Source organism: Streptomyces sp. G-G2 (assembly GCF_030063135.1).
GTDB lineage: Bacteria > Actinomycetota > Actinomycetes > Streptomycetales > Streptomycetaceae > Streptomyces.
On sequence record NZ_JASISO010000003.1, the window covers coordinates 14,673 to 38,464 of the forward strand.

22 protein-coding genes are annotated in these 23,792 nt (G+C 73.2%); 11 read left to right on the forward strand and 11 right to left on the reverse strand.

Annotated elements, in window-relative coordinates; translation table 11 throughout:
• The first annotated feature begins 43 nt into the window (after window positions 1-43).
• Window positions 44-856 (forward strand): TIGR02452 family protein, encoded by an 813-nt coding sequence (locus tag QMF80_RS03110; RefSeq protein WP_283449240.1) that lies wholly within the window; start codon window positions 44-46, stop codon window positions 854-856.
• 57 nt (window positions 857-913) lie between these two features.
• Here the strand turns inward: QMF80_RS03110 and QMF80_RS03115 are convergent, their stop codons facing one another.
• The 4 genes from QMF80_RS03115 to QMF80_RS03130 form a co-directional block, all read right to left on the reverse strand.
• Window positions 914-1,378, reverse strand: coding sequence for a type II toxin-antitoxin system PemK/MazF family toxin (locus QMF80_RS03115; RefSeq protein WP_283449242.1), 465 nt, complete (start codon window positions 1,376-1,378; stop codon window positions 914-916).
• A gap of 238 nt (window positions 1,379-1,616) precedes the next feature.
• Window positions 1,617-3,131, reverse strand: a complete 1,515-nt coding sequence (locus QMF80_RS03120) for an amidase (protein ID WP_283449244.1) — start codon at window positions 3,129-3,131, stop codon at window positions 1,617-1,619.
• Between the two features lie 63 nt (window positions 3,132-3,194).
• Window positions 3,195-3,890 carry an alpha/beta fold hydrolase gene (locus QMF80_RS03125; protein ID WP_283449246.1) on the reverse strand — a complete coding sequence of 232 codons (696 nt, stop codon included), beginning with the start codon at window positions 3,888-3,890 and terminating at the stop codon, window positions 3,195-3,197.
• Window positions 3,891-3,921: 31 nt separating this feature from the next.
• Window positions 3,922-5,187: an MFS transporter gene (locus QMF80_RS03130; protein ID WP_283449248.1), complete on the reverse strand. Its 1,266-nt coding sequence runs from the start codon at window positions 5,185-5,187 to the stop codon at window positions 3,922-3,924.
• 243 nt (window positions 5,188-5,430) lie between these two features.
• Between QMF80_RS03130 and QMF80_RS03135 the strand changes: the two genes are divergently transcribed.
• From QMF80_RS03135 to QMF80_RS03155, 5 genes are all read left to right on the forward strand, one after another.
• Window positions 5,431-6,504, forward strand: a complete 1,074-nt coding sequence (locus QMF80_RS03135; RefSeq protein ID WP_283449249.1) for a LacI family DNA-binding transcriptional regulator — start codon at window positions 5,431-5,433, stop codon at window positions 6,502-6,504.
• Window positions 6,505-6,665: 161 nt separating this feature from the next.
• A complete protein-coding gene (locus tag QMF80_RS03140; protein WP_283449251.1) occupies window positions 6,666-7,856 on the forward strand; it encodes a thiolase family protein in 1,191 nt (396 codons plus the stop codon).
• Window positions 7,857-8,103: 247 nt separating this feature from the next.
• Complete coding sequence (locus QMF80_RS03145; RefSeq protein ID WP_283449253.1) at window positions 8,104-9,543, forward strand: aldehyde dehydrogenase family protein; 1,440 nt, start codon at window positions 8,104-8,106, stop codon at window positions 9,541-9,543.
• A gap of 96 nt (window positions 9,544-9,639) precedes the next feature.
• The gene (gene trxA / locus QMF80_RS03150) at window positions 9,640-10,020 is read left to right on the forward strand and encodes a thioredoxin (RefSeq protein WP_283449255.1); all 381 of its coding nucleotides are present in this window, start codon (window positions 9,640-9,642) and stop codon (window positions 10,018-10,020) included.
• Between the two features lie 75 nt (window positions 10,021-10,095).
• The gene (locus tag QMF80_RS03155) at window positions 10,096-11,529 is read left to right on the forward strand and encodes a dihydrolipoyl dehydrogenase family protein (protein WP_283449257.1); all 1,434 of its coding nucleotides are present in this window, start codon (window positions 10,096-10,098) and stop codon (window positions 11,527-11,529) included.
• An 82-nt stretch (window positions 11,530-11,611) separates the two neighbouring features.
• On the opposite strand, the gene QMF80_RS03160 is transcribed toward QMF80_RS03155, so the two are convergent.
• Entirely contained in the window at window positions 11,612-11,923 is a 312-nt protein-coding gene (locus tag QMF80_RS03160; RefSeq protein ID WP_283449260.1) for a DUF2087 domain-containing protein, read from the reverse strand.
• Between the two features lie 174 nt (window positions 11,924-12,097).
• Here QMF80_RS03160 and QMF80_RS03165 point away from each other — a divergent pair, with 174 nt between their 5' ends.
• On the forward strand, window positions 12,098-14,851 hold the full coding sequence (locus QMF80_RS03165) for a penicillin acylase family protein (RefSeq protein WP_283449262.1): 2,754 nt from the start codon (window positions 12,098-12,100) through the stop codon (window positions 14,849-14,851).
• A gap of 77 nt (window positions 14,852-14,928) precedes the next feature.
• On the opposite strand, the gene QMF80_RS03170 is transcribed toward QMF80_RS03165, so the two are convergent.
• The 6 genes from QMF80_RS03170 to QMF80_RS03195 form a co-directional block, all read right to left on the reverse strand.
• A complete protein-coding gene (locus QMF80_RS03170; protein WP_283449263.1) occupies window positions 14,929-15,591 on the reverse strand; it encodes a hypothetical protein in 663 nt (220 codons plus the stop codon).
• A complete protein-coding gene (locus QMF80_RS03175; protein WP_283449265.1) occupies window positions 15,591-16,097 on the reverse strand; it encodes a DUF6114 domain-containing protein in 507 nt (168 codons plus the stop codon). The genes QMF80_RS03170 and QMF80_RS03175 overlap by 1 nt, the downstream gene beginning before the upstream one ends.
• Window positions 16,088-16,717, reverse strand: a complete 630-nt coding sequence (locus QMF80_RS03180) for a DUF6230 family protein (RefSeq protein ID WP_283449266.1) — start codon at window positions 16,715-16,717, stop codon at window positions 16,088-16,090. Before QMF80_RS03180 ends, QMF80_RS03175 begins: the two co-directional genes overlap by 10 nt.
• Before the next feature lie 108 nt (window positions 16,718-16,825).
• Entirely contained in the window at window positions 16,826-17,596 is a 771-nt protein-coding gene (locus tag QMF80_RS03185; RefSeq protein WP_283449268.1) for a MerR family transcriptional regulator, read from the reverse strand.
• Between the two features lie 49 nt (window positions 17,597-17,645).
• Window positions 17,646-18,851, reverse strand: a complete 1,206-nt coding sequence (locus QMF80_RS03190) for a methyltransferase (RefSeq protein ID WP_283449270.1) — start codon at window positions 18,849-18,851, stop codon at window positions 17,646-17,648.
• A 93-nt stretch (window positions 18,852-18,944) separates the two neighbouring features.
• A complete protein-coding gene (locus QMF80_RS03195) occupies window positions 18,945-19,319 on the reverse strand; it encodes a tetratricopeptide repeat protein (RefSeq protein WP_283449272.1) in 375 nt (124 codons plus the stop codon).
• 125 nt (window positions 19,320-19,444) lie between these two features.
• Here QMF80_RS03195 and QMF80_RS03200 point away from each other — a divergent pair, with 125 nt between their 5' ends.
• The 4 genes from QMF80_RS03200 (at window position 19,445) to QMF80_RS03215 (ending at window position 23,787) form a co-directional block, all read left to right on the forward strand.
• Complete coding sequence (locus QMF80_RS03200; protein WP_283449274.1) at window positions 19,445-20,410, forward strand: pirin family protein; 966 nt, start codon at window positions 19,445-19,447, stop codon at window positions 20,408-20,410.
• Between the two features lie 79 nt (window positions 20,411-20,489).
• Window positions 20,490-21,326 (forward strand): PP2C family protein-serine/threonine phosphatase, encoded by an 837-nt coding sequence (locus QMF80_RS03205; RefSeq protein ID WP_283449276.1) that lies wholly within the window; start codon window positions 20,490-20,492, stop codon window positions 21,324-21,326.
• 128 nt (window positions 21,327-21,454) lie between these two features.
• Entirely contained in the window at window positions 21,455-22,483 is a 1,029-nt protein-coding gene (locus QMF80_RS03210) for an MASE1 domain-containing protein (protein ID WP_283449277.1), read from the forward strand.
• A gap of 110 nt (window positions 22,484-22,593) precedes the next feature.
• Entirely contained in the window at window positions 22,594-23,787 is a 1,194-nt protein-coding gene (locus tag QMF80_RS03215) for a cytochrome P450 (RefSeq protein WP_283449279.1), read from the forward strand.
• The last annotated feature ends 5 nt before the right edge of the window (window positions 23,788-23,792 follow it).

Here is a 23,792-nt window from a genome sequence, read left to right on the forward strand (position 1 = left end):
AATTGCGTTGCCGCTCGCTGTACCCGTTGGCGAAGATCGAGGGATGAGCAGCAGACTGCGGGCCATCGCCCTGGAGAACACGCGGATCGTGGCGGCCGGGGGATACCGGTCGCGGGCGGGGCGGGAGGTCTCCCTCGCCGCCGCCGTGGCGGAGGCCAAGGCAGGAACCAGAATATATGGACCTAATCCAGTCATTCCAGGCGAACCGGCCGGGGCGGGGGCGCGGACGACCGCCTTCGAGGTGACGGGGGAGAGCAGTACGGTCGCCGCCCGCAGGCTCGCCGCCGACGGCCCGGTCGCGGTCCTCAGCTTCGCCTCGGCCCGCAATCCCGGGGGCGGTTACGTACGGGGGGCCAAGGCGCAGGAGGAGGCGCTGTGCCGGGCTTCGGCCCTGTACGAGACCCTGCTGGAGGCCAGGGAGTACTACGAAGTCCACCGCGCCGGGAGCAGCACCTTCTACACCGACCGGGTGATTCACTCGCCCGGGGTCCCCGTGTTCCGCGACGACCGGGGCGAACTCCTGGACACGCCCTTCCGAGCGGGCTTTCTCACCTCCCCGGCCCCGAACGCGGGCACCATCCGGCGCCAGGAACCGGAGCGCGCGGCCGAGATCCCGCAGGCCCTGGCCCGGCGCGCGGAGCGCGTCCTGGAGGTGGCGGCGCTCCACGCGTACCGGCGCCTGGTGCTGGGGGCGTGGGGGTGCGGGGTGTTCATGAACGACCCGGCCGAGGTGGCGGAGGCCTTCCGGGCCCTGCTGACCGGCCGGTTCGCGGGAGTCTTCGACCGGGTGGTGTTCGGCATCCTGGACCGCGCCCCGGGGCCGAGGAGGGCGTTCGAGGCGGCCTTCCCCGGCTGAGGGGGCCGATCGGGGCGCTCCGGGGTTCGGGGGGGAGCGGTCCGGGCTCGGGCGGGGTCAGCGCCAGCCGTACCGCGCGCGCAGCCGGTCCACGACCAGCTGGAACCGTCCCCGGTCGAGCGCGCAGGCCTCGCGCCGCATGCCGGTCTCGTGCAGGCGCAGCACCCGGTCCACGTCCACCCAGGACTCGCGCCCGGCGGCGTCCCAGGGCCCGGTGCCGATGGGCACCCACTCCCGGTCGCGGTCGTGCCGCTTGCTGGACAGCTGTACGGCGAGCAACGTCCCGCCGTCGGCCTCGCGGGCCACGACCAGCACGGGCCGGTCCTTGCCCCGGCCGTCATTTTCCTCGAACGGAACCCAGGTCCAGACGATCTCCCCGGGATCGGGGTCCCCGTCGTGATCGGGGGCGTAAGAGGTCTGCACGGCCCCGATGGCGTGCGGATCGGCCTCGGTGGTGGCCTGGGGGCCATCGCGGCCGGGCTGGGGGACGTTGCCGGTGCTGTGCTGGGAAAGTGCCGTCATCCGGGAGAGGTTAGCGGGACGGAGCACATGGGCGCGGCACCCCCCTCGCCGGGGGGTCGGGTGGGGCCTGATGTCTCGCGTGCGGGGTCGGGCGGGTGCCCGGGGGTCGGGGGAGCGGGTTTTCTCGTGTTCGGGGTCGGGGCAGCCCCCGGGCACTGCCCCGACCCCGGACGCTCGAAGCCAAAGCCCCCGCGGCGAAGCCGCGGAAACCCCGCCCCCCGCGGAAGCCCCCCATCCCTCACGCAAGCACCCGCTCGGCCGCCGCCCCCACGGGGGCCGACCAGCGGGGCCAGTGGGACTGCCAGTTCTCGGCTGCCTCCAGTTGGGCCGCCAAGGAGATCAGGAGGGGCTCCGAGGCTTCCGGGCCCAGGAGTTGGGCACCCACCGGGAGGCCCTGGGGGGTGAAGCCCGCCGGGACGTTCACGCCCGGCCAGCCGAGGACGTTCCACGGCCAGGCGTACGGGCAGGCCGCGATGATCGCCCGCTCCGTGTCCAGGGAGCCGCGCCCGACGAGGGCGCCCACGCGCAGGGGCGCGGTGGCCGTCGTAGGCGTCAGGACCACGTCGTAGCGGTGGAAGATCTCGCCGATCCGGTATTGGTGCAGGGCCTCGGCGCGGCGCGCCGCCCGCAGGGGCAGGCCGCTCAGGATGCGCCCCATGAGGGTGGCCTCGCTCGTGCGGGGGTCCAGCAGCGAGGGGTCCGGTACCCGGGCCGCCCACTCCTGTACGCCACCGGTCGCGCGGGGGATGAAGCTCAGGCCGATCTTTCCGTACCGGGGGTCCTCCAGGGCCACCTCGTGCCCCAGCGCCTCCAGGCGTCCCGCGAGCCGTTCCACGGCTGAACGGACCGAAGGGTCGAGGGCCTTGGAGGTGCCGGTGAACGGCATACCGAAGGACAGCGCGATCCGCAGCCGCCCGGGCGCCCTCCGGGCGGCCCGTACGGCGGAGATCGGCGCGGGGCGGTGCAGGTCGCCCCGGTGCGAACCGCTGGCCGCGTCGAGGAGCAGGGCCGCGTCGGCGACCGTACGCGCCAGCACACCGTTGACCGTCAGCCCCCGGAAGGCTTCCGGTTCGGGCCAGGTGGAGATGCGGCCGCGCTGCGGTTTGATGCCCACCAGGTGGGTCCAGGCCGCCGGGATGCGGATCGATCCCGCGCCGTCCGAGCCCAGCGCCGCCGGGATCAGTCCGGCCGCCACGGCCGCCGCCGAGCCGCCGGAGGAGCCGCCCGGGGTGAAGTCCGGGTTCCACGGATTGCGGGTCGCACCGAAGGCGGCCCCCTCGGTGAGCGGCCACTGGCCCAGCTCGGGGGTCTGGGTCTTGCCGACGATGACCGCGCCCGCCGCGCGCAGGCGGCGTACCGCCTCGCTGTCGTCGGCCTTGGGCGGGAAGTCGCCCGCGCAGCCGAAGGCGGTCGGCAGCCCGGCCACGTCCATGTCGTCCTTGACCGCGAGCGGTACGCCCAGCAGCGGGAGCCGCTCACCGGCGGCGAGCCGCCGGTCGGCGGCGTCCGCCTCCGCGAGGGCGGACTCGGCGTGCACGATCCGGAACGCGTTCAACTCCGGCTGCGAGGCGGCGATCCGCTCCAGGCACTGTTCGGTCAGCCAGCGCGAGGACACGCTGCCCTCGGCGAGCGCCGCCGCCATGTCCGCGAGGCCCGGAGGCGAGGCGGGCGCCGCGCTGCGGCCCCAGTCGTGGGACGGGCGGTGCGCCACGTCGTACGACGTGCCAGGAGCTATGCCAGGAACTGTGGTCATCGAAACCGGACCTCCCCGTTACTCATCGGTATACAGACGGTAACGGGGCGTTCTGGAAGCTTGCTATATCCATCCTTCAAGCGAGGTCATGAAGCCCTCGAAGTCGTCCCGGTGGATGGTGTGACCGGCCCCCGCGACCGAACGGACCTCGAAACCGCGGGACGCGAGGACCGCCGCCCGGTCCCCGTCGATCAGGAAGCTCGGGTCGGCGAGCTGCACGAGGGAGGGCACCACGGGCGCTGCGGGGAGCAGGTCGGTACCGGTCAGCGGGCCCAGGCTCAGCGCGGTCGCCTCGTCCCAGGCCGCCAGGGTCAGGAGTTCGACGTCCACGTCGGCCTCCTCCCAACGCGGGTTCATCGCCTGGATCTGCTCCTTGGGCGCTGCCTTGAACCCGGCGAACAGCTCCGGCCCGAAGCCCTCGCCGAGGCTGCCCAGGTGCCAGGCCGGGTCGGAGTACACCGCGCGGCGCGGCAGCAGCCGGTCCACGGCGAGGGAGAGGGCCAGCCCGCCGAGCGAGTGGCCGATGGCGAGTTCCGCCCCGGCCGGAAGGGTCTCGGCCAGGTCGTCGGCGAAGACCGCGGCGCCGTACTCGCCCCGGCCGCTGGCGCCGTGCCCGCGCAGGTCCACGGCGATCACGCGGTAGCCGAGGGAGGCGAGGGCCGGGCCGACCCGGCGCCAGGTGCGGTGGTCGGCCATGACGCCGTGGACGAGCAGGGCGATGCGGTCGCCCTCGCCCCAGGTGTGGGTGTGAAGTCGCACGGGGGTGCCTTTCGTCGGTCGGGAGAGGGGTTCAGCGGACGCCGCGGATCGGCTTCACGGCCAGCGCGCCCGCGATGGACAGCGCCGCCGCGATGACGAACAGCGCCGTGTAGCCGCCGCTGACGGAAACGATCACGGAGGCGATGAAGGGGGCGACGATCTGCGGACCGGCGTTGGCGATGTTCAGGACGCCCATGTCGCGCGCCGCGTCCTCGGCCTTCGGCAGGACCATCGTGACCAGGGCCGTGTCCACGGCCATGTAACTGCCGAAGGCGAGGCCGTTGACCACGGAGAAGGCGAGCATCGCCGACCAGCTCGTCGACAGGGCCGGGATGAGCAGGGCCACCGCCGACAGCAGCGCCGAGGCTCCGACGAAGAGCTTGCGGCGGTCGAACCGGTCGGACAGGTAGCCGCCCAGCACGGTCGAGACCACCATCGCCACGCTGGTCAGCGGCATCAGCAGGGCCACGGCGTCCTCCGGCTCCATGCCGTCGGGCAGCCGGGTGTGGTCCTGGAGGATGTACAGCTGGTAGCCGCTCACCGCGAAGTACCCGAGGACGAGGAGCGCGCGCCCGATGAACGCCCAGCGGAAGTCGTGGTCCTTGAGCGCGCCCGTGAAGGCGGCCAGTTGGGAGCGCACCGGCAACGCGGCGCGGACGGGGAGGCGTTCCTCACGGCCGCAGGCGGTGAAGAGCACGGCCGCGCCCGCCACGATCGCGCCGAAGAGGAGGTAGCCGGTGCGGTAGTCGTCGGAGAAGGCCGCGCCGAGCAGGGCGCCCAGGGTGGAGCCGAAGGGCAGGCCGAGGCCGACGGCCGCCGAGGCCTTGCCCCGTGCGGTCACCGGGATCCGGTCGGGGACCACGGAGGTGATGGCGGCCTGGTAGACGTTCATCACGGCCTGCCCGAGGCACCACGCGATGGTGATCAACAGGATGGTGTCGGCGAACCCGAGCAGGAACATCGCGGGTATCGCGGCCAGACCGCCGCCCAGGATCCAGGGGTTGCGGCGGCCGCTGCGGTCGGAGAGGGCGCCGGCGACCGGGTTGAAGACGGTGGCGAAGATCGCGGAAACCCCCGCGATCAGGCCGAAGTTGGAAACCTTGTTCGCCGGGTCGATGTGCTCGACCTGGAGCGCGAGCAGGATTCCGGCGACGCCGATGTAGAGCGAGTACATCGCGGTGTTGCCCACGAGCAGCAGGGCCAGCAGGCCGCGCGGGGGCGCGGATCCGCTGGGCGCGGCGCAGGGGGCGGGGGAGGTGGCGTCGGCGGTGCCGGTGCCGGGGGAGGAAAGGGCCACGGTGCCCTCCTGGGCAGGGGTGACGAGTGGATGACGGGGTGCGTGCCGCCCTGTCGTGACGGCGGGGGCGCGTCGGAACACGGCAGGGCGACGGCACGGGGCGACACGTGGTGCGACACCTCCGGTGAGGGCGGTGCGACAGGTGGTTACACGTGTCAATGAATCGTGTAACCACTGTGTAGCATTCGATTCAGGCCATCCGCTAGACCCTCGGCGCGACCAGTCTGGAAAGATGCCACGGCAATGTCTCAGTCACCGAAGTCGCCCGGAGCGCCCACGCCGACCCCGGTGTCCGCGCCGCCCGCCACCCCCGCCGCGCAGCTGTCCGCGCCCGTGCCCACCAGCGCCGATGTGGCCCGCCTCGCGGGTGTCTCGCGCGCCACGGTCTCGTACGTCCTGAACAACGCGGAAGCCGTGCGGATCAGCGAGCCGACCCGTCGCAAGGTCCGCGACGCCGCCGAGGAGCTGGGGTACGTCCCCCATGCCGCCGCCCGCAGTCTGCGCGCCGGGCACACCCGCATCGTGCTGCTGCCCACCTCGCACGTCCCGGTGGGCCCGCTGTACAGCGCGTTCCTCAACGGGCTCCAGTGGGCCCTGCGCAGGCTCGACTACACCGTGGTCCAGTACGGCAGCCTCGGCCTCACCGGTGACCAGGCTGCCCGCGCCTGGGCCGAGCTGCGGCCCGTCGCGGTGATCTCGCTCGGCGAGATCGCCCTGAACGCCCACGACGTCGAGACCCTCAAGCGGGCCGGGGCCCGCGCCGTGATCACCCTCGGGCCGGTCGGCGTGGCCGGGGCGCACGCCCTGGTCATGGACCAGGCGGAGGTCGGGGCCAGGGCCGCCGCCCATCTCGTCGAACGCGGCCACCGCCGGATCGGCGTGATCGTGCCGCAGGAGGCGGGCCTGGAGCTGTTCTCCGCGCCGCGCCTGGAGGGCGCGCGGGCGGCGGCCGGTTCCGCGGCCTCGGTCGAGGTGCTGCCCATGAGCTACACCGAGGAGTCGGCGCAGGCCCTCGCGCGGGGCTGGCGCGGGAGCGGGCCGGGCGCGGTCTTCGCCTACAACGACGAGTACGCGATGCTGCTCATGCGCGCCCTCCAGGACGAGGGCCTGCGGGTGCCGCAGGACGTGGCGGTCATCGGCGCCGACGACCTGCTGATCGGCCGCCTGCTGCGGCCGCGCCTGAGCACGGTGCAACTGGAGATGCCGACCGGTGACCATCTGGCCTCCCTGGTGGACCGGATGGTGCGGGAGCCCTCCGAGCCCCTGGCCCGCCACGGCCTGATGGCCGCGCGGGCCCTGCCCCGCGAGTCCACCTGAGGGCGCCGGCCGCGCGGCCCGGACGGCCCGGTCCGTACGGCCGGACCAGGTCGGAGCTGCCGCGCGCCGACCGGGCGACCGTTGACAGGGCGCGAGGCCGGGACGGAAACTGCGGGCGCGCCCACCGGCGCGCCCGCACGGATCTGCCCAGGAGACCCCGCATGCGCATCCGCGACGTTTACATCGTCGACGCCGTCCGTACCCCGATCGGCAAGTTCGGCGGTGCCTACGCCGGGGTCCGCCCGGACGACCTGGCCGCGCACGTGGTCCGCGCGCTGGTCGACCGTACGCCCGCGCTCGATCCCGCACGGATCGACGACGTCGTCTTCGGTGACGCCAACGGCGCCGGCGAGGACAACCGGGACGTCGCCCGCATGGCGGTGCTGCTCGCCGGGCTGCCGGTCACGGTCCCCGGAGTCACCGTCAACCGGCTCTGCGGCTCCGGCCTGGAGGCCGTGATCCAGGCGGCCCGGGCCATCGCGGTCGGGGACGCCTCGGTGGCGATCGCGGGCGGGGTCGAGTCGATGACCCGCGCGCCCTGGGTGATGCAGAAGCCCGAACGCGCCTTCCCCGCCGCCCACCAGCAACTCTGGTCGACCACGCTGGGCTGGCGGATGACCAACCCGGGCATGCCCGCGGAGTGGACCGGTTCGCTCGGGGAGGGCGCGGAGCTGGTCGCGGACAAGTTCGCGATCACCCGCGAGGCCCAGGACGCCTTCGCCCTGGAGAGCCACCGCAAGGCCGCGGCCGCGTGGGCGGCGGGGGAGTACGACGCCGAGGTGGTCCCGTACCCGGGTGTGGAACTCCCGCGTGACGAGTGCGTCCGGGAGGGGTCCACGCCGGAGGCCCTCGCGCGCCTCAAGCCCGTCTTCCGTACGGACGGCCGGGGCACCGTCACCGCCGCCAACTCCTCCCCGCTCAATGACGGGGCCGCCGCCCTGCTGCTCACCGACGAGGCGGGCCTCGCGGCCACCGGGCGCGAACCGCTGGCCCGGATCCGGTCATCGGCGGTCACCGGGATCGAGCCGCAGCTCTTCGGTCTGGGGCCGGTGGAGGCCGTCCGGCAGGCGCTGGCGAAGGCGGGCCGGGGCTTCGCCGACCTCACCACCCTGGAGTTGAACGAGGCTTTCGCCGCACAGGCGTTGGGCTGTCTGGAGTCCTGGCCGGAGCTGGACCGGGCCGTGGTCAACCCGCGCGGCGGGGCGATCGCGATCGGGCACCCGCTCGGCGCGTCCGGCGCCCGCCTCGCGGGATCGGTGGCCCACCAGCTGGCGGCCGCGGGCTCGGGCACCGGGATGGCCGCGCTCTGCATCGGGGTGGGGCAGGGCATCGCCCTCGTGCTGGAGCGCTGACGGGGCGGGGCGGCGGGCGGACGTGTTGGGCGGGCGCGTCGGGTGCCGGACTCATGTCCCTCCCCGCCTGTCCGCCTGCCCGCCCTCCCAGGCGCCCAGACGCCCGGTCGTTCGATCGATTCCGGACACATGACGCTGTCAACTGCCCAATAAGTGAACAGAATTGACTGGTCCGTTCTGGCACGATGACGCGTGCCGCCCCCCAGCCCGGCACTGCACCGTCCCCACCCACCGGAGGCCTCGCGCCATGCCGCTCCTCGATCCGCAGTTCTGGCAGGACGGACCCACTCTGACGGGAGGTACGGCGCCGGTCATCGAGCCCGCCACCGGCCGTACCCTCGCCACCCTCGACCTCGCCGCGGCCCCCGATGTCGCCGAAGCAGCCGTACGGGCCCGGGCCGCGCAGCGGGACTGGGCGCGCACCACCCACCTGGAGCGCGCCACGGTGCTCCGCCGCGCCGGGGACCTGTTCGCGGCCCACGCCGAAGAGCTCCGCGCATGGCTGATCCGCGAGTCCGGCTGCATAGCGGGCAAGGCCGACTTCGAGCTGCACGTCGCCGCGCAGGAGTGCTACGAGGCGGCCGCGCTGGCCTCGCGCCCGACCGGGCAGGTGCTACCGACCGAGGCGCCCCGGCTCTCGTACACGACCCGGGTCCCGGCCGGGCTCGTCGGGGTGATCGCCCCCTTCAACGCCCCGCTGATCCTGGCCATCCGCTCGGTCGCGCCCGCGCTCGCCCTCGGCAACGCGGTGCTGCTCAAGCCGGACCGGCGTACCGCGGTGTGCGGCGGCCTCTCGCTCGCCGCCGTCTTCGCCGCCGCCGGTCTGCCCGCCGGGCTGCTCCACGTGCTGCCCGGCGGCGCCGAGGTCGGGGAGGCGTTGGTGGCCGAACCCCTGGTGCGTGTCCTGTCGTTCACCGGATCGACGGCGGTGGGCCGCAGCGTCGGCGAGGTGGCGGGCCGTCAGCTCAAGCGCACGCACCTGGAGTTGGGCGGCAACTCCGCCCTGGTCGTGCTCGCCGACGCCGATGTGGAGGCCGCGGTGGCCCAGGCCTCCTGGGGATCCTTCTTCCACCAGGGCCAGATATGCATGACCGCGGGCCGCCATCTCGTGCACGCCTCGCTGTACGACGAGTACGTCGAGCGGCTCGCCGTCAGGGCCGAGGCGCTGGCCGTGGGGGACCCGTACCGCGAACAGGTGCACCTGGGTCCGCTCATCGACCGCGCCCAGTTGGAGCGGGTGCACCGCCTGGTCGAGGCCAGTACCGAGCGGGGCGCCAAGCTGGTCGCGGGCGGCACCCACCGTGACCTGTTCTACCGGCCGACCGTGCTCGCGGGCGTCGGCGACGACACCCCGGCCTACGCGGAGGAGGTCTTCGGCCCGGTGGCGCCCGTACGGTCCTTCGCCTCGGAGGAGGAGGCGGTCGCCCTGGCCTCGGCCGGTCCCTACGGCCTCTCGCTCGGGATCGTCACGCGGGACGCGGCGCGCGGGCTGGAGCTGGCAGGGCGGATCCCCACCGGGATCGCGCACGTCAACGACCAGACCGTCAACGACGAGGCGGTGGCCCCCTTCGGCGGGGTCGGCGCCTCGGGCAACGGCGCCCGGTTCGGCGGCGAGGCGAACCTCGACGCCTTCACCGAACTGCGCTGGACCACGGTGCGCAGCTCCCCGGCCGGTCATCCGTTCTGACCTGCGCCGCCCCTTCCTCGCGCGCGGGTCCGGAATGCTCGGGGCGGTCCGTTCGTTCCACGGACAGGAAGCGCGAAAAACGGAGGTCTGGAAACCGTGGCTACAGTCGAACTCACCAAGGAGAACTTCGACCGGACGGTCAGCGAGAACGAGTTCGTGCTGATCGACTTCTGGGCGTCGTGGTGCGGTCCGTGCCGCCAGTTCGCCCCGGTCTACGAGAAGGCGTCGGAGGTCCACTCCGACGTGGTCTTCGCGAAGGTGGACACGGAGGCGCAGCAGGAGCTGGCCGCGGCCTTCGACATCCAGTCGATCCCGACCCTGATGATCATCCGGGACCAGGTGGCCATCTTCGCGCAGCCGGGCGCGCTGCCCGAGGCCATGCTGGAGGACGTCATCGGGCAGGCCCGCGCCCTGGACATGGACGAGGTCCGGGCGAAGATCGCGGAGGAGAAGGCGAAGCCCGCCGAAGAGGCGTAGCGGGGGAGGGCGGTTCCGGCACGCCGGGACCGCCCCTCGGTTCCACCGCGCGGGTCCTGCGGGACACTGGACCGCATGACTGAAGCGGTGGAGTACGACGTCGTGGTGCTCGGCGCGGGACCGGCCAGCGAGAATCTCGTCGACCGGGTCCGGGCCGCGGGGCTCACCGCGGCGCTGGTGGAGAGCGAACTCGTCGGCGGCGAGTGTTCGTACTGGGCCTGCGTGCCCAGCAAGGCGCTGCTGCGCCCGGCCCTGGCGCGGGCCGACGCCCGCAGGGTGCCCGGGCTGGCGGCGGCGGTGCGGGGGCCGCTGGAGGCGGCGGCGGTGTTCGAGCACCGCGACTACTGGACGAGTCACTGGAAGGACGACGGCGGGGTCGACTGGCTGCGGTCGATCGGCGTCGACCTCTACCGGGGCCACGGCCGCCTGTACGGGATCCGCAAGGTCGCCGTGACCAGCCCCGAGGGGGAGCACCACGTGCTCTCCGCCCGTCAGGCCGTGGTCGTGGCCACCGGTACCCGGGCGCTGCTCCCCGAGTTGCCCGGGCTGGCCGCCGCCCGGCCGTGGACCAGCCGTGAGGCCACCTCGGCCCAGGGGGTCCCGGAGCGGCTGGTGATCGTCGGCGGTTCCGTGGTGGCCGCCGAGATGGCCACCGCCTGGCAGGCCCTCGGGTCCCGGGTCACGGTACTGGTGCGCGGGGAGCGGCTGCTGCCCCGGATGGAGCCGTTCGCGGGCGAACTGGTCGCCGAGGCGTTGCGGGAGGCGGGCGCGGTGGTGCGTACGGGCGTCGAGGTGGAGGCGGTCGTCCGGGACGGGTCCACCGGCCCGGTCACGGTGGTGCTGACCGGCGGTGAGACGGTCGAGGGCGACGAACTGCTGATGGCGACGGGCCGGGTCCCGCGCACCGAGGACATCGGCCTCGACACGGTCGGGCTGGAGCCCGGCGGGTGGATCGGGGTCGACGAGAGCTGCCGCGTACCCGGGACCGACTGGCTGTACGCCGTCGGGGACGTCAACCACCGTGCGCTGCTGACGCATCAGGGCAAGTACCAGGCGCGGATCGCGGGCGCCGTGATCGCGGCGCGCGCGGCGGGCGCCGTCACCGAGGCCGACGAGGGGCGCTGGGGTCCGTACGCGGCGACCGCGGACACGGCGGCCCTCCCGCAGGTGGTGTTCACCGATCCGGAGGCGGCGGCGGTCGGGCTGACCGCCGCGGCGGCCGAGCGGGCGGGTCACCGGGTCCGGGCCGTCGACTACGACCTCGGGCAGGTGTCCGGCGCGGGCCTGTACGCCGAGGGGTACCGGGGGCGGGCCCGGATGGTCGTGGACCTGGACCGGGAGGTCCTCCTGGGGGCGACCTTCGTGGGACCCGGGACGGCCGAGCTGCTGCACGCGGCGACGATCGCGGTGGCCGGAGAGGTGCCGATCGCGCGGCTGTGGCACGCGGTTCCCGCGTTCCCGACGCTGAGCGAGATCTGGCTGCGCCTGCTGGAGACGTACCGGGGCTGAGGAGCTGAGGCGCCGACCCGGGGCTGAACGAGGCGGCCGCCGCGTCGGCCCTGCCGGCGGGCGGCGGGCGGCTGCTGACCCGCTACCGGGCCTCGGCGGCCTCGGTGGCCCGCCGGTAGCTGCCGCCGTCGCGGGTCCGGGTCAGCAGGCCCGCGATGACCAGGTAGCGCCGTAGCGCCGCGCTGTCGTCGTGCACGGTCCGCAACGCCTCGTTCACCTCGGACTCGGAGTACTCCCGGTCCGGGGTGAACAGGGCCTCCGAGAGGTACCCCAGCAGCTGCGCGCGCCGCACGGGCTTGCGCGGGACGGCCTTGAGGCGTCCGGAGGAGGAGAACAGGTCGGCCACGCCGTGGTGTTCCGGGGAGGTCTGCCGTTGTGCTGCGTTCTGGGACATGGGCGTCAGCCTCACCCGGGGTCCCGGTTTCCGGCAACCGCTTTTCCGGCTCGGCGGCCCCCGCGCCGGAGCGCGGCTCGCGCCGCCGAAATGAGGCGCGCCTTCACCTTACTGAGCGGTAGTCCCCGCCAGTACCCTCCGTGCACCGTTCCCGGCCCTCACGGAGGAGCACGTATGCGACGCCCAACCGCACGGCTCAGAACCGCTGTTGTCACAGGACTGGTAGCCCTCGGCGCAGCCCTGCTCTCCCCGCTCGCCCCGGGCACGGCCTCGGCCGCCGCCCCGGCCCCGCTCCCCATAGCCGACTACTGCGGCGGCCAGTGCTCGGACATCCTCCCGCCGGGCCAGAGCGGTAACGCCACCCTGGCCCAGATCCTGCTCCACAAGGCCCTCGGCACCCTGCCCGCCCACACCTCCGACCAGCTCGCGCGCTACGGGTCGCTGGCGGGCGGGTACCAGGGCCTCACCGACGCCACGATCAACGACTTCTTCAACGACGCCTCCTTCGGGGTGCCGGCGAACCAGGTCGAGTCGACCGTCAGCCCCCGCCCGGACGTCACCATCACCCGGGACAAGAAGTCCGGCGTCCCGCACATCAAGGGCACCACCCGCTACGGCACCGAATACGGCGCGGGCTACGCCGCCGCCCAGGACCGGCTGTGGCAGATGGACCTCTTCCGGCACGTCGGCCGGGGCGATCTGACCCCCTTCGCGGGCGGCGCCCTGGCCAACCAGGGCCTGGAGCAGGAGTTCTGGCCACAGGCCCCGTACACCGAAGCCGACCTCCAGGCGCAGGTGGACCGGATCCGCACCACCGGGGGCGAGCGCGGCCGGCAGGCGATGGACGACGCGCAGGCCTATGTGGACGGCGTCAACGCCTACCGCACGGAGTCCAAGAACGGCCGCTACTTCCCCGGCGAGTACGTGCTCACCGGACACATCGACTCCCTCACCAACGCGGGGGAGATCCGGCCCTTCGAGCTCACCGACCTGATCGCCCTCGCCTCCGTCGTCGGCGGCCTGTTCGGCGGCGGTGGCGGCGGCGAGGTGCAGGCCGCGCTCTCGCTGCTGGCCGCGCAGCGGCAGTACGGGCTGGAGGAGGGCACCCGGGTCTGGGAGTCCTTCCGCGAGCGCGAGGATCCCGAGGCCGTGCTGACCGTGCACGACGGGACGAGCTTCCCCTACGCGCAGAAGCCCGCGAACCCGCGGGGCACCGCCCTCCCGGACGCGGGCTCGGTGGTCGCCGAGCCGCTTGTGCACGACCGTACGGGCTCGGCGGCAGCGAAGGACGCCGCGAGCCCGCCCAAGCCGGTCAAGCCCAGCATGTCCAACGCGCTCGTGGTCTCCGGCGCGAAGACCGCGAGCGGCCACCCCGTCGCCGTCTTCGGCCCGCAGACCGGCTATCTGGCCCCCCAACTGCTGATGCTGCAGGAGCTCCAGGGCCCGGGGCTGAGCGCCCGGGGCGCCTCCTTCGCGGGCGTGAGCATGTACGTACAGCTCGGGCGCGGCCAGGACTACGCCTGGAGCGCGACCTCCGCCGGGCAGGACATCACCGACACCTTCGCCGTCGAGCTGTGCGAGCCGGGCGGCGGCCCGGCGACCACCGCCTCCACCTCCTACCTCTTCCGCGGCAGCTGCACGCCCATGGAGAAGCTGGAGCACAGCAACGCCTGGACCCCGACCGTCGCCGACGGCACCGCGGCGGGCTCCTACCGGATGCGGGTGTGGCGCACCGGCTACGGCATCGTCACGCACCGCGCGACCGTCGGGGGCAAACCCGTCGCCTACACCGCGCTGCGCTCGACCTACCGCCACGAGGCCGACTCGATGATCGGCTTCCAGATGCTCAACGACCCGGCGTACGTGACGGACGCGCGGGCCTTCCAGTCGGCGGCGCAGCACATCGGCTACGCCTTCAACTGGTTCTACGCCGACTCCCGCGAGGCGGCGTACTACAACAGCGGGCTGAACCCCGTCCGGGCCGCCGGGGTCGATCCCGCGCTCCCGGTCCTCGGCCAGGCCGCCTACGAGTGGCAGGGCTTCGACCCGGCCGCCAACACGGCCGCCTACACACCGCCCGCCGAGCACCCGGCGTCCGTCGGGCAGGACTACTACATCAGCTGGAACAACAAGCAGGCCAAGGGGTACGGGGCGGCCGGGTTCGGCATGGGCCCGGTGCACCGCGCGAGCCTGCTCGACGACCGGGTCGCACCCCTCGTCGCGGCGGGCGGGGTGACCCGCGCCTCGCTCACCGGGGCCATGGCGGACGCGGCCGTCACCGACCTGCGCGGAGAGGACCTGCTGCCCGAACTCCTGGCCGTTCTGGGGAGTTCGGCCGTTACCGATCCGGCGGCGGCCGCCGCCATCCAGAAGCTGACCGCCTGGCGCGACGGCGGGAGCGAGCGCAAGGAGACCAGCCCGGGCTCCAAGGCGTACGCGAACGCCGACGCGGTCCGGATCATGGACGCGTGGTGGCCGCTGCTGATCGAGGCCGAGTTCAAGCCGGGCCTGGGGGCACCGCTGTACGACGCCCTGCGGGCCTCGCTGACCGTCGACGAGGCCCCCAACGCGGGTCACGGGCCCACCGGTTCGCACGCCGGGTCGGCGTTCCAGTACGGCTGGTGGAGCTACGCCGACAAGGACCTGCGCAGGGTACTCGGCCGCCCGGTGGCCGGTCCGCTCGCCCGTGCCTACTGCGGCGGGGGCAGCCTGAGCGGCTGCCGTGACGTCCTGCTCACCACGCTGAAGCAGGCGGCCGCGGCCACCCCGGCCGCGGTCTACCCGGCCGACGGCACCTGCGCGGCGGGCAACCAGTGGTGTGCGGACGCCATCGTCCAGCGCCCGGTGGGCGGGCTCGCCCACCCGATGATCACCTGGCAGAACCGCCCGACCTACCAGCAGGTGGTGGAGTTCCCGGCGCACCGCTGAGCGCTCGTCCCCGCACGACGGCCCCGCCGCTCCCGGTGCGCACCGGGAGCGGCGGGGCCGCTGTCACGCGGGGCCGGTCAGGGACCGACGGTGATCTGCTGCGCCGGGTTCGTGGTGTCCGACACCAGGTAGACGGCGGTGAAGGCGGAGCTGGTGGCGCTCGTCGGGCAGCCGAAGCCGCCGGTGACGGTGACCGGGACGCTCGCGGCCGAGAAGGCCAGGCTCGGGGGCGCCCCGTTCGTCCAGGTGCCCGCGACCGCCGCCGGGCCGCTCGGCGCCGCGGTGACGGTGCAGACCGCGAGACCGGTGGTGTGCACGACCAGGCCGCCGGTGGGCACGGTCATGGTGGCCGTGATGGGCGAACCGTTCTGCATCGAGACCTTCCAGGCCCCGCTGGTGGTGACGGTCGGTGTCACGCCCGGGATGCTCGACGTACACGAGCTGTACGTGGGCGGGGAGATGGGCGAGGCGACGGGTCCGGCCGCGTTGTAGTTGCCGGGCGCGGCCGGGACCGCACCGGTGGAGACGGAGACCGAGCAGGTCACCGTGACCGATCCGGCCTTGAGGGTGGCCTTGCCGCTGAGGGTGGCCTTGAAGGCGTGACCTGCGGGAGTGACGGTGGTCGAACCCGCCAGTACGGAGGGGCTCGCGGTCGCCGGGACGGCGCCGAGGGCCAGGGCCCCGGCCGCCGCGATTCCGGTGACCATGGCTAATGCGGTGCGGGTGGGCGTACGGGTCATCAGAGCGCTCCTTGGGGATCGGTGTCCTGCGTCGGGGGCGCAGGCGGGGTGGGGGGACCGGAGTGGTCGTTGTTGTCCGCGGCGGTGGTGCTCGCGCGGCGCGTCGTGGCGGACGGCTGCCAGGCGAACATGAGTCCGCCGCCGAGGATGCCGAGCAGGGTGCCGATGAGGAACCCGCCGAGGTTCGACAGGACCAGTGCGGCGGTGGCGATGAGCGTCGTGAGGATCCCCGCCAGGGTGCGGTGCTGAGGGGAGAACCAGGCGGAGAGCCCCATCACGATCATGACGACTCCCATCAGGACGGACGGGATGCCCGCCACGCCCTGCGAGAGCATGACCTTCAGCGGTGCGAGGGGCAGTGCGCAGATCTCGGCGCCGGCGAGGAGGGCGAAGAACCCGCCCCAGAAGGGCCTGCTCCGCCGCCAGCGGCGGAACCGTCCCGCCCGCCGCGCGCGGGGGGCCGGGCTCCCGGTCCGCCCGGCGCCGCCGCCACGGGTCAGAAGCATTCCTTCTTGCCCTTGCTGATGCTCATGTTCAGCCCGGAGAGCTTGAAGGTGCCGGCGTTGGTCGCCCACGCCGTCTGGCGCAGATCGCCGATGGTGACGCTGTCGGCCTGCTGGGCGAAGAGGTCCTGCATGCCCACGGCCTCCGCCGGACCCTTGTCCAGCGTGGAGGCGTCCCGGCCGATCTCGATGTTGCTGAAGACCGCGTCGCCCGAGAGCTGGGTGGCGTCCACGAAGAGGTTGCTGGCCTCGACCGGATTCTTCTCGCCCGCCGTGAGGTTGAGCGAGATGTCGCCGATCAGCGGGAGGGTGGTGACGACCGACTGGCAGAGGCTGTGGAGCTTGGCCTCCTTGATGGCGGTGATCGCCACCGGTATCAGTTCTTCTCGCGCGTTGACGTCGACGCTGCCGTACTGGGCGAAGCCCTCGCCCTCCAGGCTCTTCGCCGAGACCTTGAACTGCTGTCCCGACACCGCGAAGGAGGCGGCGAGCGCGCCCTGCGCGAGGGCGATGCCGAGGCCCGCGGTGACGGCCACGGCCGGGAGGGTCAGGACGGCGAAGCGGCGCCATCTGACCCGGCCGCCGCCGTGGTCCCCGTCGGGTAAGTTCTGGGAATCTTCCACTGGATGTCCCCTGTATATCGGCTGTGCACCGTTGTTACCGACGAGTTGAATGTAAGAGTGCCAATGGTGGTTGGCAAGGTTGCGGGAACGCCCGGTTTCGGCCTACTCCTACCGCTCCGTACGCAGCAGTTCGGCGACTTCCGCCTCCACCCGCCGGGCCATCGCGCGGGCGAACTCCGACGCCACGACCTCGCCGGCCACCGGACGCAGCGCCGCCACCGCCTCGGTGATGTGCTGAACCCGGGTGGCCGAAAGGTGCTCCAGACCCTCCGCACCGATCACATGCAATCGGAACATTCCCACGAACCGGTCCGCGAGTGCGGCCGCCTGAGTCTGTACGAAGTCCCCCGCGTCCAGGATCTCGGCCAGCGGCACCCCCTGGCGCACCAACGCCACGGTCGCCTCCAGCAGCCCGCGGCTCGGGAACGTCACCGTGTCACCGTCGATCGTGACGTACCGCAGCTGCGCCGCGCGCCGGGTGTCCTGCGGGGTGGCCGCCGGGCCGAACAGGGCGCGGAGCTCGGCCAGGGTCATCGTGACCGGGTCCTCGTGCACCCAGCCCCGGGTCATCTCCCGCTCCAGGCCCAGGAGCCGGCCGATCCCGCCGCCCTCTTCCCAGGCGCGCAGCAGCTCGGCGATCCCCTTGACCGTGTAGCCGCGGCCCAGCAGGTCGCTGATCAGTCGCAGCCGGGCGAGGTGGTCGTCGGAGTACCACGCGATCCGGCCCTCGCGACGGGGCGGCGGGAGCAGGCCGCGCTCCTGGTAGTAGCGCAGATTGCGCACCTTCACGCCCGCCGCGAGGGCGACTTCCTCGCGGCGGTAGCGGGTCGCGTTCCCGTGCCCGCCCGTGCCCTCACCTGCCTGTACCTGGCTGCTCACGCGGCCGAGTCTAGGTCGCCGCGGGACGCCCGCCCGGCGTACCCGCGGGTCACTCCCCGGTGTCGTGCTCCGCTTCCGCCGGACCCTGCTTGACCGCGCGCAGCACCACGAACTTCGGGTCGCTGGCGACGAGTTGGCTGTTGCCGAAGATCCGCCGCAGCCGGACGTGGTAGCCGAGGTGACGGTTGCCGACCACCCACAGCTCGCCGCCGGGGCGCAGCGCCTGGCGTGCCTGGGAGAACATCCGCATCGCGGTGGCCTCCGTCGTCGCCTGGTGGGAGTGGAAGGGCGGGTTGTTCAGGACCAGGTCCACCGACCCGGCCGGGACCCCGGCGAGCCCGTCGCCGACCAGGAACTCGGCCGCGCGGCCGTCGTCCGGGACGTTCGCCCGGTACGTCGCCTCCGCCGAGGCCACCGCCTGGTACGACTCGTCGGTGAAGATCACTTCGGCGTCGGGTTCGGTCAGCGCGGCCGCCGTGCCCACCACGCCGTTGCCGCAGCCCAGGTCGGCGATCCGGGCGGCGCCGGTGCGGGTGGGGAAGTGCTGGAGCAGGAAGCGGGTGCCGACGTCGAGGCGGTCCGCGCAGAAGACCCCGGCGTGGTTGACCACGGTCAGCCCGGAGCCCACCCCCGAGTCCTCGTCCAGGGTGTACGTCAGCGGCCATGGTCCGGGCGAGGCGGCCTCGCGGCTCGCCTTCGGCCCGGGGGTGCAGAAGATCAGCCGGGCCTTCTTCTCCGCGAGGGAGGTCCGGGTCGGGCCGATGATCCGCTCGAAGAGCCGCAGCGTGGAGGTGTGGATGTCCTTGACCATGCCGGTGCCCACGACCACGGTGTCCGCGTGCAGGTGCGGGGCCAGCCGGTGCAACTGGTCCTCCAGCAGCGCGAGGCTCTTGGGGACCCGTACGAGCAGGACGTCGATCTTCTCCGGCGGGGCGTCCTGGGTGGTCAGCAGCCGCACCCCGGCGTCCGCCGCCCCGGCGCGGGCCAGGTTGGCGGTGGTCGCCTCGCGCGTGAGGGAGGAGTCCGTGATCTGTACGGGACGGTGCGCGGCGATCGCCGTCACCAGCGCCCCCCAGCGGTCCCCGAACACGGTGATCTCCCCGTCCAGGTCCACCGGCGGGCGGTCGCCGGTACCGGAGGCGAGGTGCCGCAGCAGGTACTCGTCCGCGGCGTCCCAGGCCCGGAGCCGGTCGCGGGAGTCCTCGGGGAAGCGGGTGAGCTCGTGGGAGCCGAAAGGCGTGGTGAGGCGGTTCATATGGGTCCCAGGCTAGCCGAGTGCGGGCCCCTGCCTCGCACCCGGCGGGGCCGGGGAGCCCGCCGGGTGCGCGGGGCGGGTGCGGAACCTGTCCTACCGGGTGGTGTTCCGGTCCTCGGACTCCGGGAAATCACCGGCCATCGCTGCGGCGATCCGCAGGTGCGGGGCCGCCTCGGCCGCCCGGCCCTGACGCTCCAGGGTCCGGCCGAGCAGCAGCTGCGCGTAGTCCTCCACCGGCCAGCGCTCCAGGATGGCGCGCAGCTCGCGCTCGGCGCGGGAGAGCTGGGCGGAGTGGTAGTAGGCGCGGGCCAGCAGCAGCCGGGGAGCGAGCTGCTCGGGGGCCTCGGTGGCCAGCGTGTCCAGCACGCGGGCGGCCGGCACGTACTCCTTGGCGTCGAAGAACAGCCCGGCGCGGGTCCAGCGCTCGGCTGCCGTGCCCTGCTCGTAGTAGTTCGTCGGCGTGTTCATCGGGTCCTCTCGGCTCAGCCGGTCCGTCCGGTCTTCGCTGTCGACCGCTCCAACACGCCCCTATCGTTGAACATTCCACGGAAATGCGCGGACCGCCGTGCCCACCGCCCGGCTAGGTTGTGCCCATGAGCAATCTGGAGCGCCAGCCCGCGCTGTCCGCATGTGGCGGGCGCGGCTTCGTCGTGGCCGAACCCGTCCGTGAACTCCTCAGCCCCCGCCGGGTCACCCTCGGCGCGGGCACCGAGGTCCGCAGGCTGCTGCCCAACCTCGGCCGCCGGATGGTCGGCGCCTGGTGCTTCGTCGACCACTACGGTCCCGACGACATCGCCGACGAGCCGGGCATGCAGGTGGCCCCCCACCCGCACCAGGGCCTCCAGACGGTCAGCTGGCTGCACCAGGGCGAGGTCCTGCACCGCGACAGCGTCGGGAGCCTGCAGACCGTCGGGGTCCGCGAGCTGGGCCTGATGACCTCCGGGCACGGGATCAGCCACTCCGAGGAGAGCCCCCGCCCGCACGCCCGTTTCCTGCACGGCGCCCAGCTGTGGGTGGCGCTCCCGGACGCGCACCGCCAGGTGGCCCCGCACTTCGAGCACCACGGCGAGCTGCCGCACGTGACGGCTCCCGGCCTGTCCGCCACGGTCATCCTGGGCACCCTCGACACCGCGACCTCGCCCGGAACGACGTACAGCCCCCTCGTCGGCGCCGACATCAGCCTCGCCGCGGGGGCCGGGGCGCGGCTGCCACTGGTGCCGGACTTCGAGTACGCGGTCCTGTCGATGGGCGGCGAGGCGACGGTGGACGGCGTACCGGTTCTGCCCGGCTCGATGCTCTACCTGGGCTGCGGCCGGACCGAACTCCCGCTGCGGGCGGCTTCGGACGCGAGTCTGATGCTGCTGGGCGGAGAGCCGTTCGAGGAGGAGATCCTCATGTGGTGGAACTTCGTGGCGCGCAGCGACGAGGAGATCCAGCAGGCCCGTTCCGAGTGGATGACCGGCAGCCGCTACGGCGAGGTCAAGGGGTACGACGGGCCGCCGATCCCGGCTCCGGAACTCCCGCCGGTCCCGCTCAAGCCGCGGGGTCGCGTCCGCTGATCCCCGTCCGCCGCGCGGGGCGGACCGGGCGCCCATAGGATGTGCGCGGGAGGGAAACAGGCATACCTGGGAGCGGTCCATGACCCCGCCTCGTCCCCCGCGGCAGACGAGCGCCGAAGACCTGCTGACCAGGCTCGGGCGGCTGACCGCGCAAGCACGCGAGCACGCCGAGTTCCAGCAGGCCAGGGTGGAGCTGGCCGAGGCACTGCAGCGCCGGATGCTTCCGGACTCGCTGCCGGCCGTACCCGGACTGCGCACCGCCGCGCGCTACGCGCCCGCCCGGCACGGCCTGGACATCGGCGGGGACTGGTACGACGGGTTTCCGCTGCGCGGCGGCGCGCTGGGCTTCTCGCTGGGCGACGTACAGGGCCATGACGTCGAGGCCGCCGCTTTCATGGGGCAGGTCCGGATCGGCCTGCGCGCGGTGGCCGCGTCCGCCGCGGATCCCGGCGAAGTACTGAGCCGGGCCAATGACCTGCTGCTGTCGGTGGACACCGACCTCTTCGCGACCTGCAGTTTCCTCCGTTTCGATCCGCTGACCTGGGAGCTGGAAAGCGCCCGGGCGGGCCACGTGCCCGCGATCTGGGCGACCGTGGACGGGGAGTACGGCATCGATCTGGACGAGGGCGGCCTGCCCCTGGGGATGCTGGCGGGGTCGGTGTATCCGGTGACCCGGCGCAGGCTGGCCCGGGCGGGGGCGTTCGTCCTGGTCACCGACGGGGTGGTGGAGGGTCCGACCTTCCCGATAGAGGAGGGGCTGGCCCGGGTGGCGGAGGTGGTCCGGGACGGCGCGGCCGCCGATCCCGGGGACCTGGCCGCCGAGGTGATGAAGGTGGCGGACTCCACCGGGCACGCCGACGACGCGGCGGTGCTCGTGCTCTGCCACGACGCGGCGGACGCGGTGGAGGGCTCATGACGGCTGTTCGCTCCGGGTGAAGAAGTCGACCACCTCCGCGCCGACAGCGCGGACCGCCACCGAGCGCGGGAGCGGCCGGGGGCGTGTCACGTTCCGCCGTCGCGCGGGCACGGTGGTCTCATGGGTCGGTGCGCAACGCGGAGTGGCGACGTCTGCCCGGAGCGGTGCTCCGGATCCTCGCCGTGGCCGTCGCCTACTACGTGACGGGGCGGATCGGCCTGCTCCAGCGGGTGGAGGTCGACGGCGCGATCGTCACCCCCCTCTTCCTGCCCACGGGGATCGCGCTGAGCTGCCTGCTGCGGCTCGGACTGCGGGTCTGGCCGGGAATCGCCCTGGGTAGTTTCCTCGTCATCGAGACGCTCGGCTCCGTCGATCCCGGCGGTCTGCTGATCGTCGCGGGGAACACCCTCGCCCCGGTCTGCGCCGCGCTGCTGCTGCGCCGGGTGGGCTTCCACTTCGCGCTGGACCGGCTGGGGGACGGGCTGGCCCTGGTCTTCCTCGGCGGCATGGTGCCGATGCTGATCAGCTCGACCGTCGGCGCCCTGGTGGTGATGGCGGCCAGCGGGCACACGTTCAGCGGGTTCTGGTCGTTCTGGGCGGCGTGGTGGGCCGGGGACGCCATGGGGGTCCTGGTGGTGACCCCGCTGCTCCTGCTCCTGCGCCGGTCGGCGCGGCTGCCCCGGGATCCGCTGTGGTGGCTGGAGGCGGCGCTGCTGATGGCCAGCGTGGTGATGGTCTCGCTGCTGGTGACGAGGAGTTCGCTGGACCTGCTCTTCCTCGTGTTCCCGCTGCTGATCTGGGCCGCGCTGCGGTTCCAGCTGGCCGGGGCCGCGCCGTGCGTGCTGCTGGTGTCCGTACTGGCCATCTCGGCGGCCACGGACCGGGTCGGGCCCTTCGCCGGGCGCACCCTCTTCGAGATCATGGTCAACCTCCAGGCCCTCAACGGTTCCGTGGCGCTGACCGGGCTGCTGCTCTCGGCGCTGGTCACCGAGCAGCAGACCGTCCGGGCACGGATCGAACAGGCCTGCCTGGAGATGGCCGAACTGGTGGACCGGCTCGTGCCCGGAGGGTCGTCGGGCAGCTGGCGGCCCTCCGACTGGGGCGACGGTCCGCAGGACGGCGCGGGCGACGACGGGTGCGGGCCCGGGAGCGGGTGACGTGGCCGTGCGGCCGCACGGGTGATTTGGCCGAACTTCACATAGCACCTATAGGTGCCTTAGGCATCTAATGGACTGGACGCCCGACCGATCGCTTGTGAGGTCAGCTGATGACAGAACCCGCCGTCGCCTTTCCCCAGGACCGCACCTGTCCCTACCACCCGCCCACCGCCTACCAGCCGCTGCGCGAAGGACGGCCCCTCTCCCGGGTCACCCTCTTCGACGGCCGCTCCGTCTGGGTGGTCACCGGCCACGCCGAGGCGCGCACCCTCCTGACCGATTCCCGGCTCTCCTCCGACCGCGAGAACGAGTCCTTTCCCACCGCCGTGGCGCGGCTGAAGGGCCTGCAGAGCCGCCGGGTCGCGCTGCTCGGCGTCGACGACCCCGAGCACAACACCCAGCGCCGGATGCTGATCCCCAGCTTCTCCCTCAGGCGGACCGCCGCGCTGCGCCCGCAGATCCAGGAGACCGTGGAGCGGCTGATCGACGCCATGGTCGAGAACGGCCCGAGCGCCGAACTCGTCAGCGCCTTCGCCCTGCCCGTGCCCTCCATGGTGATCTGCTCCCTGCTGGGGGTCCCGTACGCCGACCACGACTTCTTCGAGGCCCAGTCGCGCCGACTGCTGCGCGGCCGGGACGCCACCGAGATCGAGGCGGCCCGGGACGCGCTCAACACGTACCTCGGCGACCTGATCGACCGGAAGCAGGCGGAACCCGGCGGCGACGGACTGCTCGACGAGCTGATCGAAGAGCGGCTGGCCACGGGGCAGGTGGACCGGCGCGAACTCGTCGACCTGGCCACCATCCTGCTGATCGCCGGACACGAGACCACCGCCAACATGATCTCGCTCGGCACCTTCACCCTGCTGAACCATCCCGAGCAGCTGGCCGAACTGCGGGCCGAGCCGGAACTGATGCCCGCCGCCGTCGAGGAACTGCTGCGGTTCCTGTCGATCGCGGACGGCATGCTGCGGGTCGCCGCCGTCGACATCGACATCGCCGGGGTGACCATCCGCAAGGACGACGGGGTGGTCTTCGCCACCTCGGTCATCAACCGCGACGAGTCCGCCTACCCGGCGCCCGACGCCCTGGACTGGCACCGGTCCGCCCGCCACCACGTCGCCTTCGGCTTCGGGATCCACCAGTGCCTGGGTCAGAACCTGGCCCGCGCCGAGATGGAGATCGCCCTGGGCGCCCTCTTCGAACGGCTGCCGGGGCTGCGCCTCGCGGCGCCCGCCGAGCGGATCCCCTTCAAACCCGGAGACACCATCCAGGGGATGATCGAACTCCCCGTGGCCTGGTGAGCGCC

Bases quoted from the DNA above. Each gene is read 5' to 3' on its own strand.
- QMF80_RS03155 (WP_283449257.1), top strand. From the start codon at position 10,096: ATGACTGAAGCGGTGGAGTACGACGTCGTGGTGCTCGGCGCGGGACCG.
- QMF80_RS03145 (WP_283449253.1), top strand. From the start codon at position 8,104: ATGCCGCTCCTCGATCCGCAGTTCTGGCAGGACGGACCCACTCTGACG.
- QMF80_RS03195 (WP_283449272.1), bottom strand. From the start codon at position 19,319: ATGAACACGCCGACGAACTACTACGAGCAGGGCACGGCAGCCGAGCGC.
- QMF80_RS03205 (WP_283449276.1), top strand. From the start codon at position 20,490: ATGACCCCGCCTCGTCCCCCGCGGCAGACGAGCGCCGAAGACCTGCTG.
- QMF80_RS03110 (WP_283449240.1), top strand. From the start codon at position 44: ATGAGCAGCAGACTGCGGGCCATCGCCCTGGAGAACACGCGGATCGTG.
- QMF80_RS03135 (WP_283449249.1), top strand. From the start codon at position 5,431: ATGTCTCAGTCACCGAAGTCGCCCGGAGCGCCCACGCCGACCCCGGTG.
- QMF80_RS03140 (WP_283449251.1), top strand. From the start codon at position 6,666: ATGCGCATCCGCGACGTTTACATCGTCGACGCCGTCCGTACCCCGATC.
- QMF80_RS03190 (WP_283449270.1), bottom strand. From the start codon at position 18,851: ATGAACCGCCTCACCACGCCTTTCGGCTCCCACGAGCTCACCCGCTTC.
- QMF80_RS03175 (WP_283449265.1), bottom strand. From the start codon at position 16,097: ATGCTTCTGACCCGTGGCGGCGGCGCCGGGCGGACCGGGAGCCCGGCC.
- QMF80_RS03115 (WP_283449242.1), bottom strand. From the start codon at position 1,378: ATGACGGCACTTTCCCAGCACAGCACCGGCAACGTCCCCCAGCCCGGC.
- QMF80_RS03170 (WP_283449263.1), bottom strand. From the start codon at position 15,591: ATGACCCGTACGCCCACCCGCACCGCATTAGCCATGGTCACCGGAATC.
- QMF80_RS03165 (WP_283449262.1), top strand. From the start codon at position 12,098: ATGCGACGCCCAACCGCACGGCTCAGAACCGCTGTTGTCACAGGACTG.
- QMF80_RS03160 (WP_283449260.1), bottom strand. From the start codon at position 11,923: ATGTCCCAGAACGCAGCACAACGGCAGACCTCCCCGGAACACCACGGC.
- QMF80_RS03120 (WP_283449244.1), bottom strand. From the start codon at position 3,131: ATGACCACAGTTCCTGGCATAGCTCCTGGCACGTCGTACGACGTGGCG.
- QMF80_RS03200 (WP_283449274.1), top strand. From the start codon at position 19,445: ATGAGCAATCTGGAGCGCCAGCCCGCGCTGTCCGCATGTGGCGGGCGC.
- QMF80_RS03215 (WP_283449279.1), top strand. From the start codon at position 22,594: ATGACAGAACCCGCCGTCGCCTTTCCCCAGGACCGCACCTGTCCCTAC.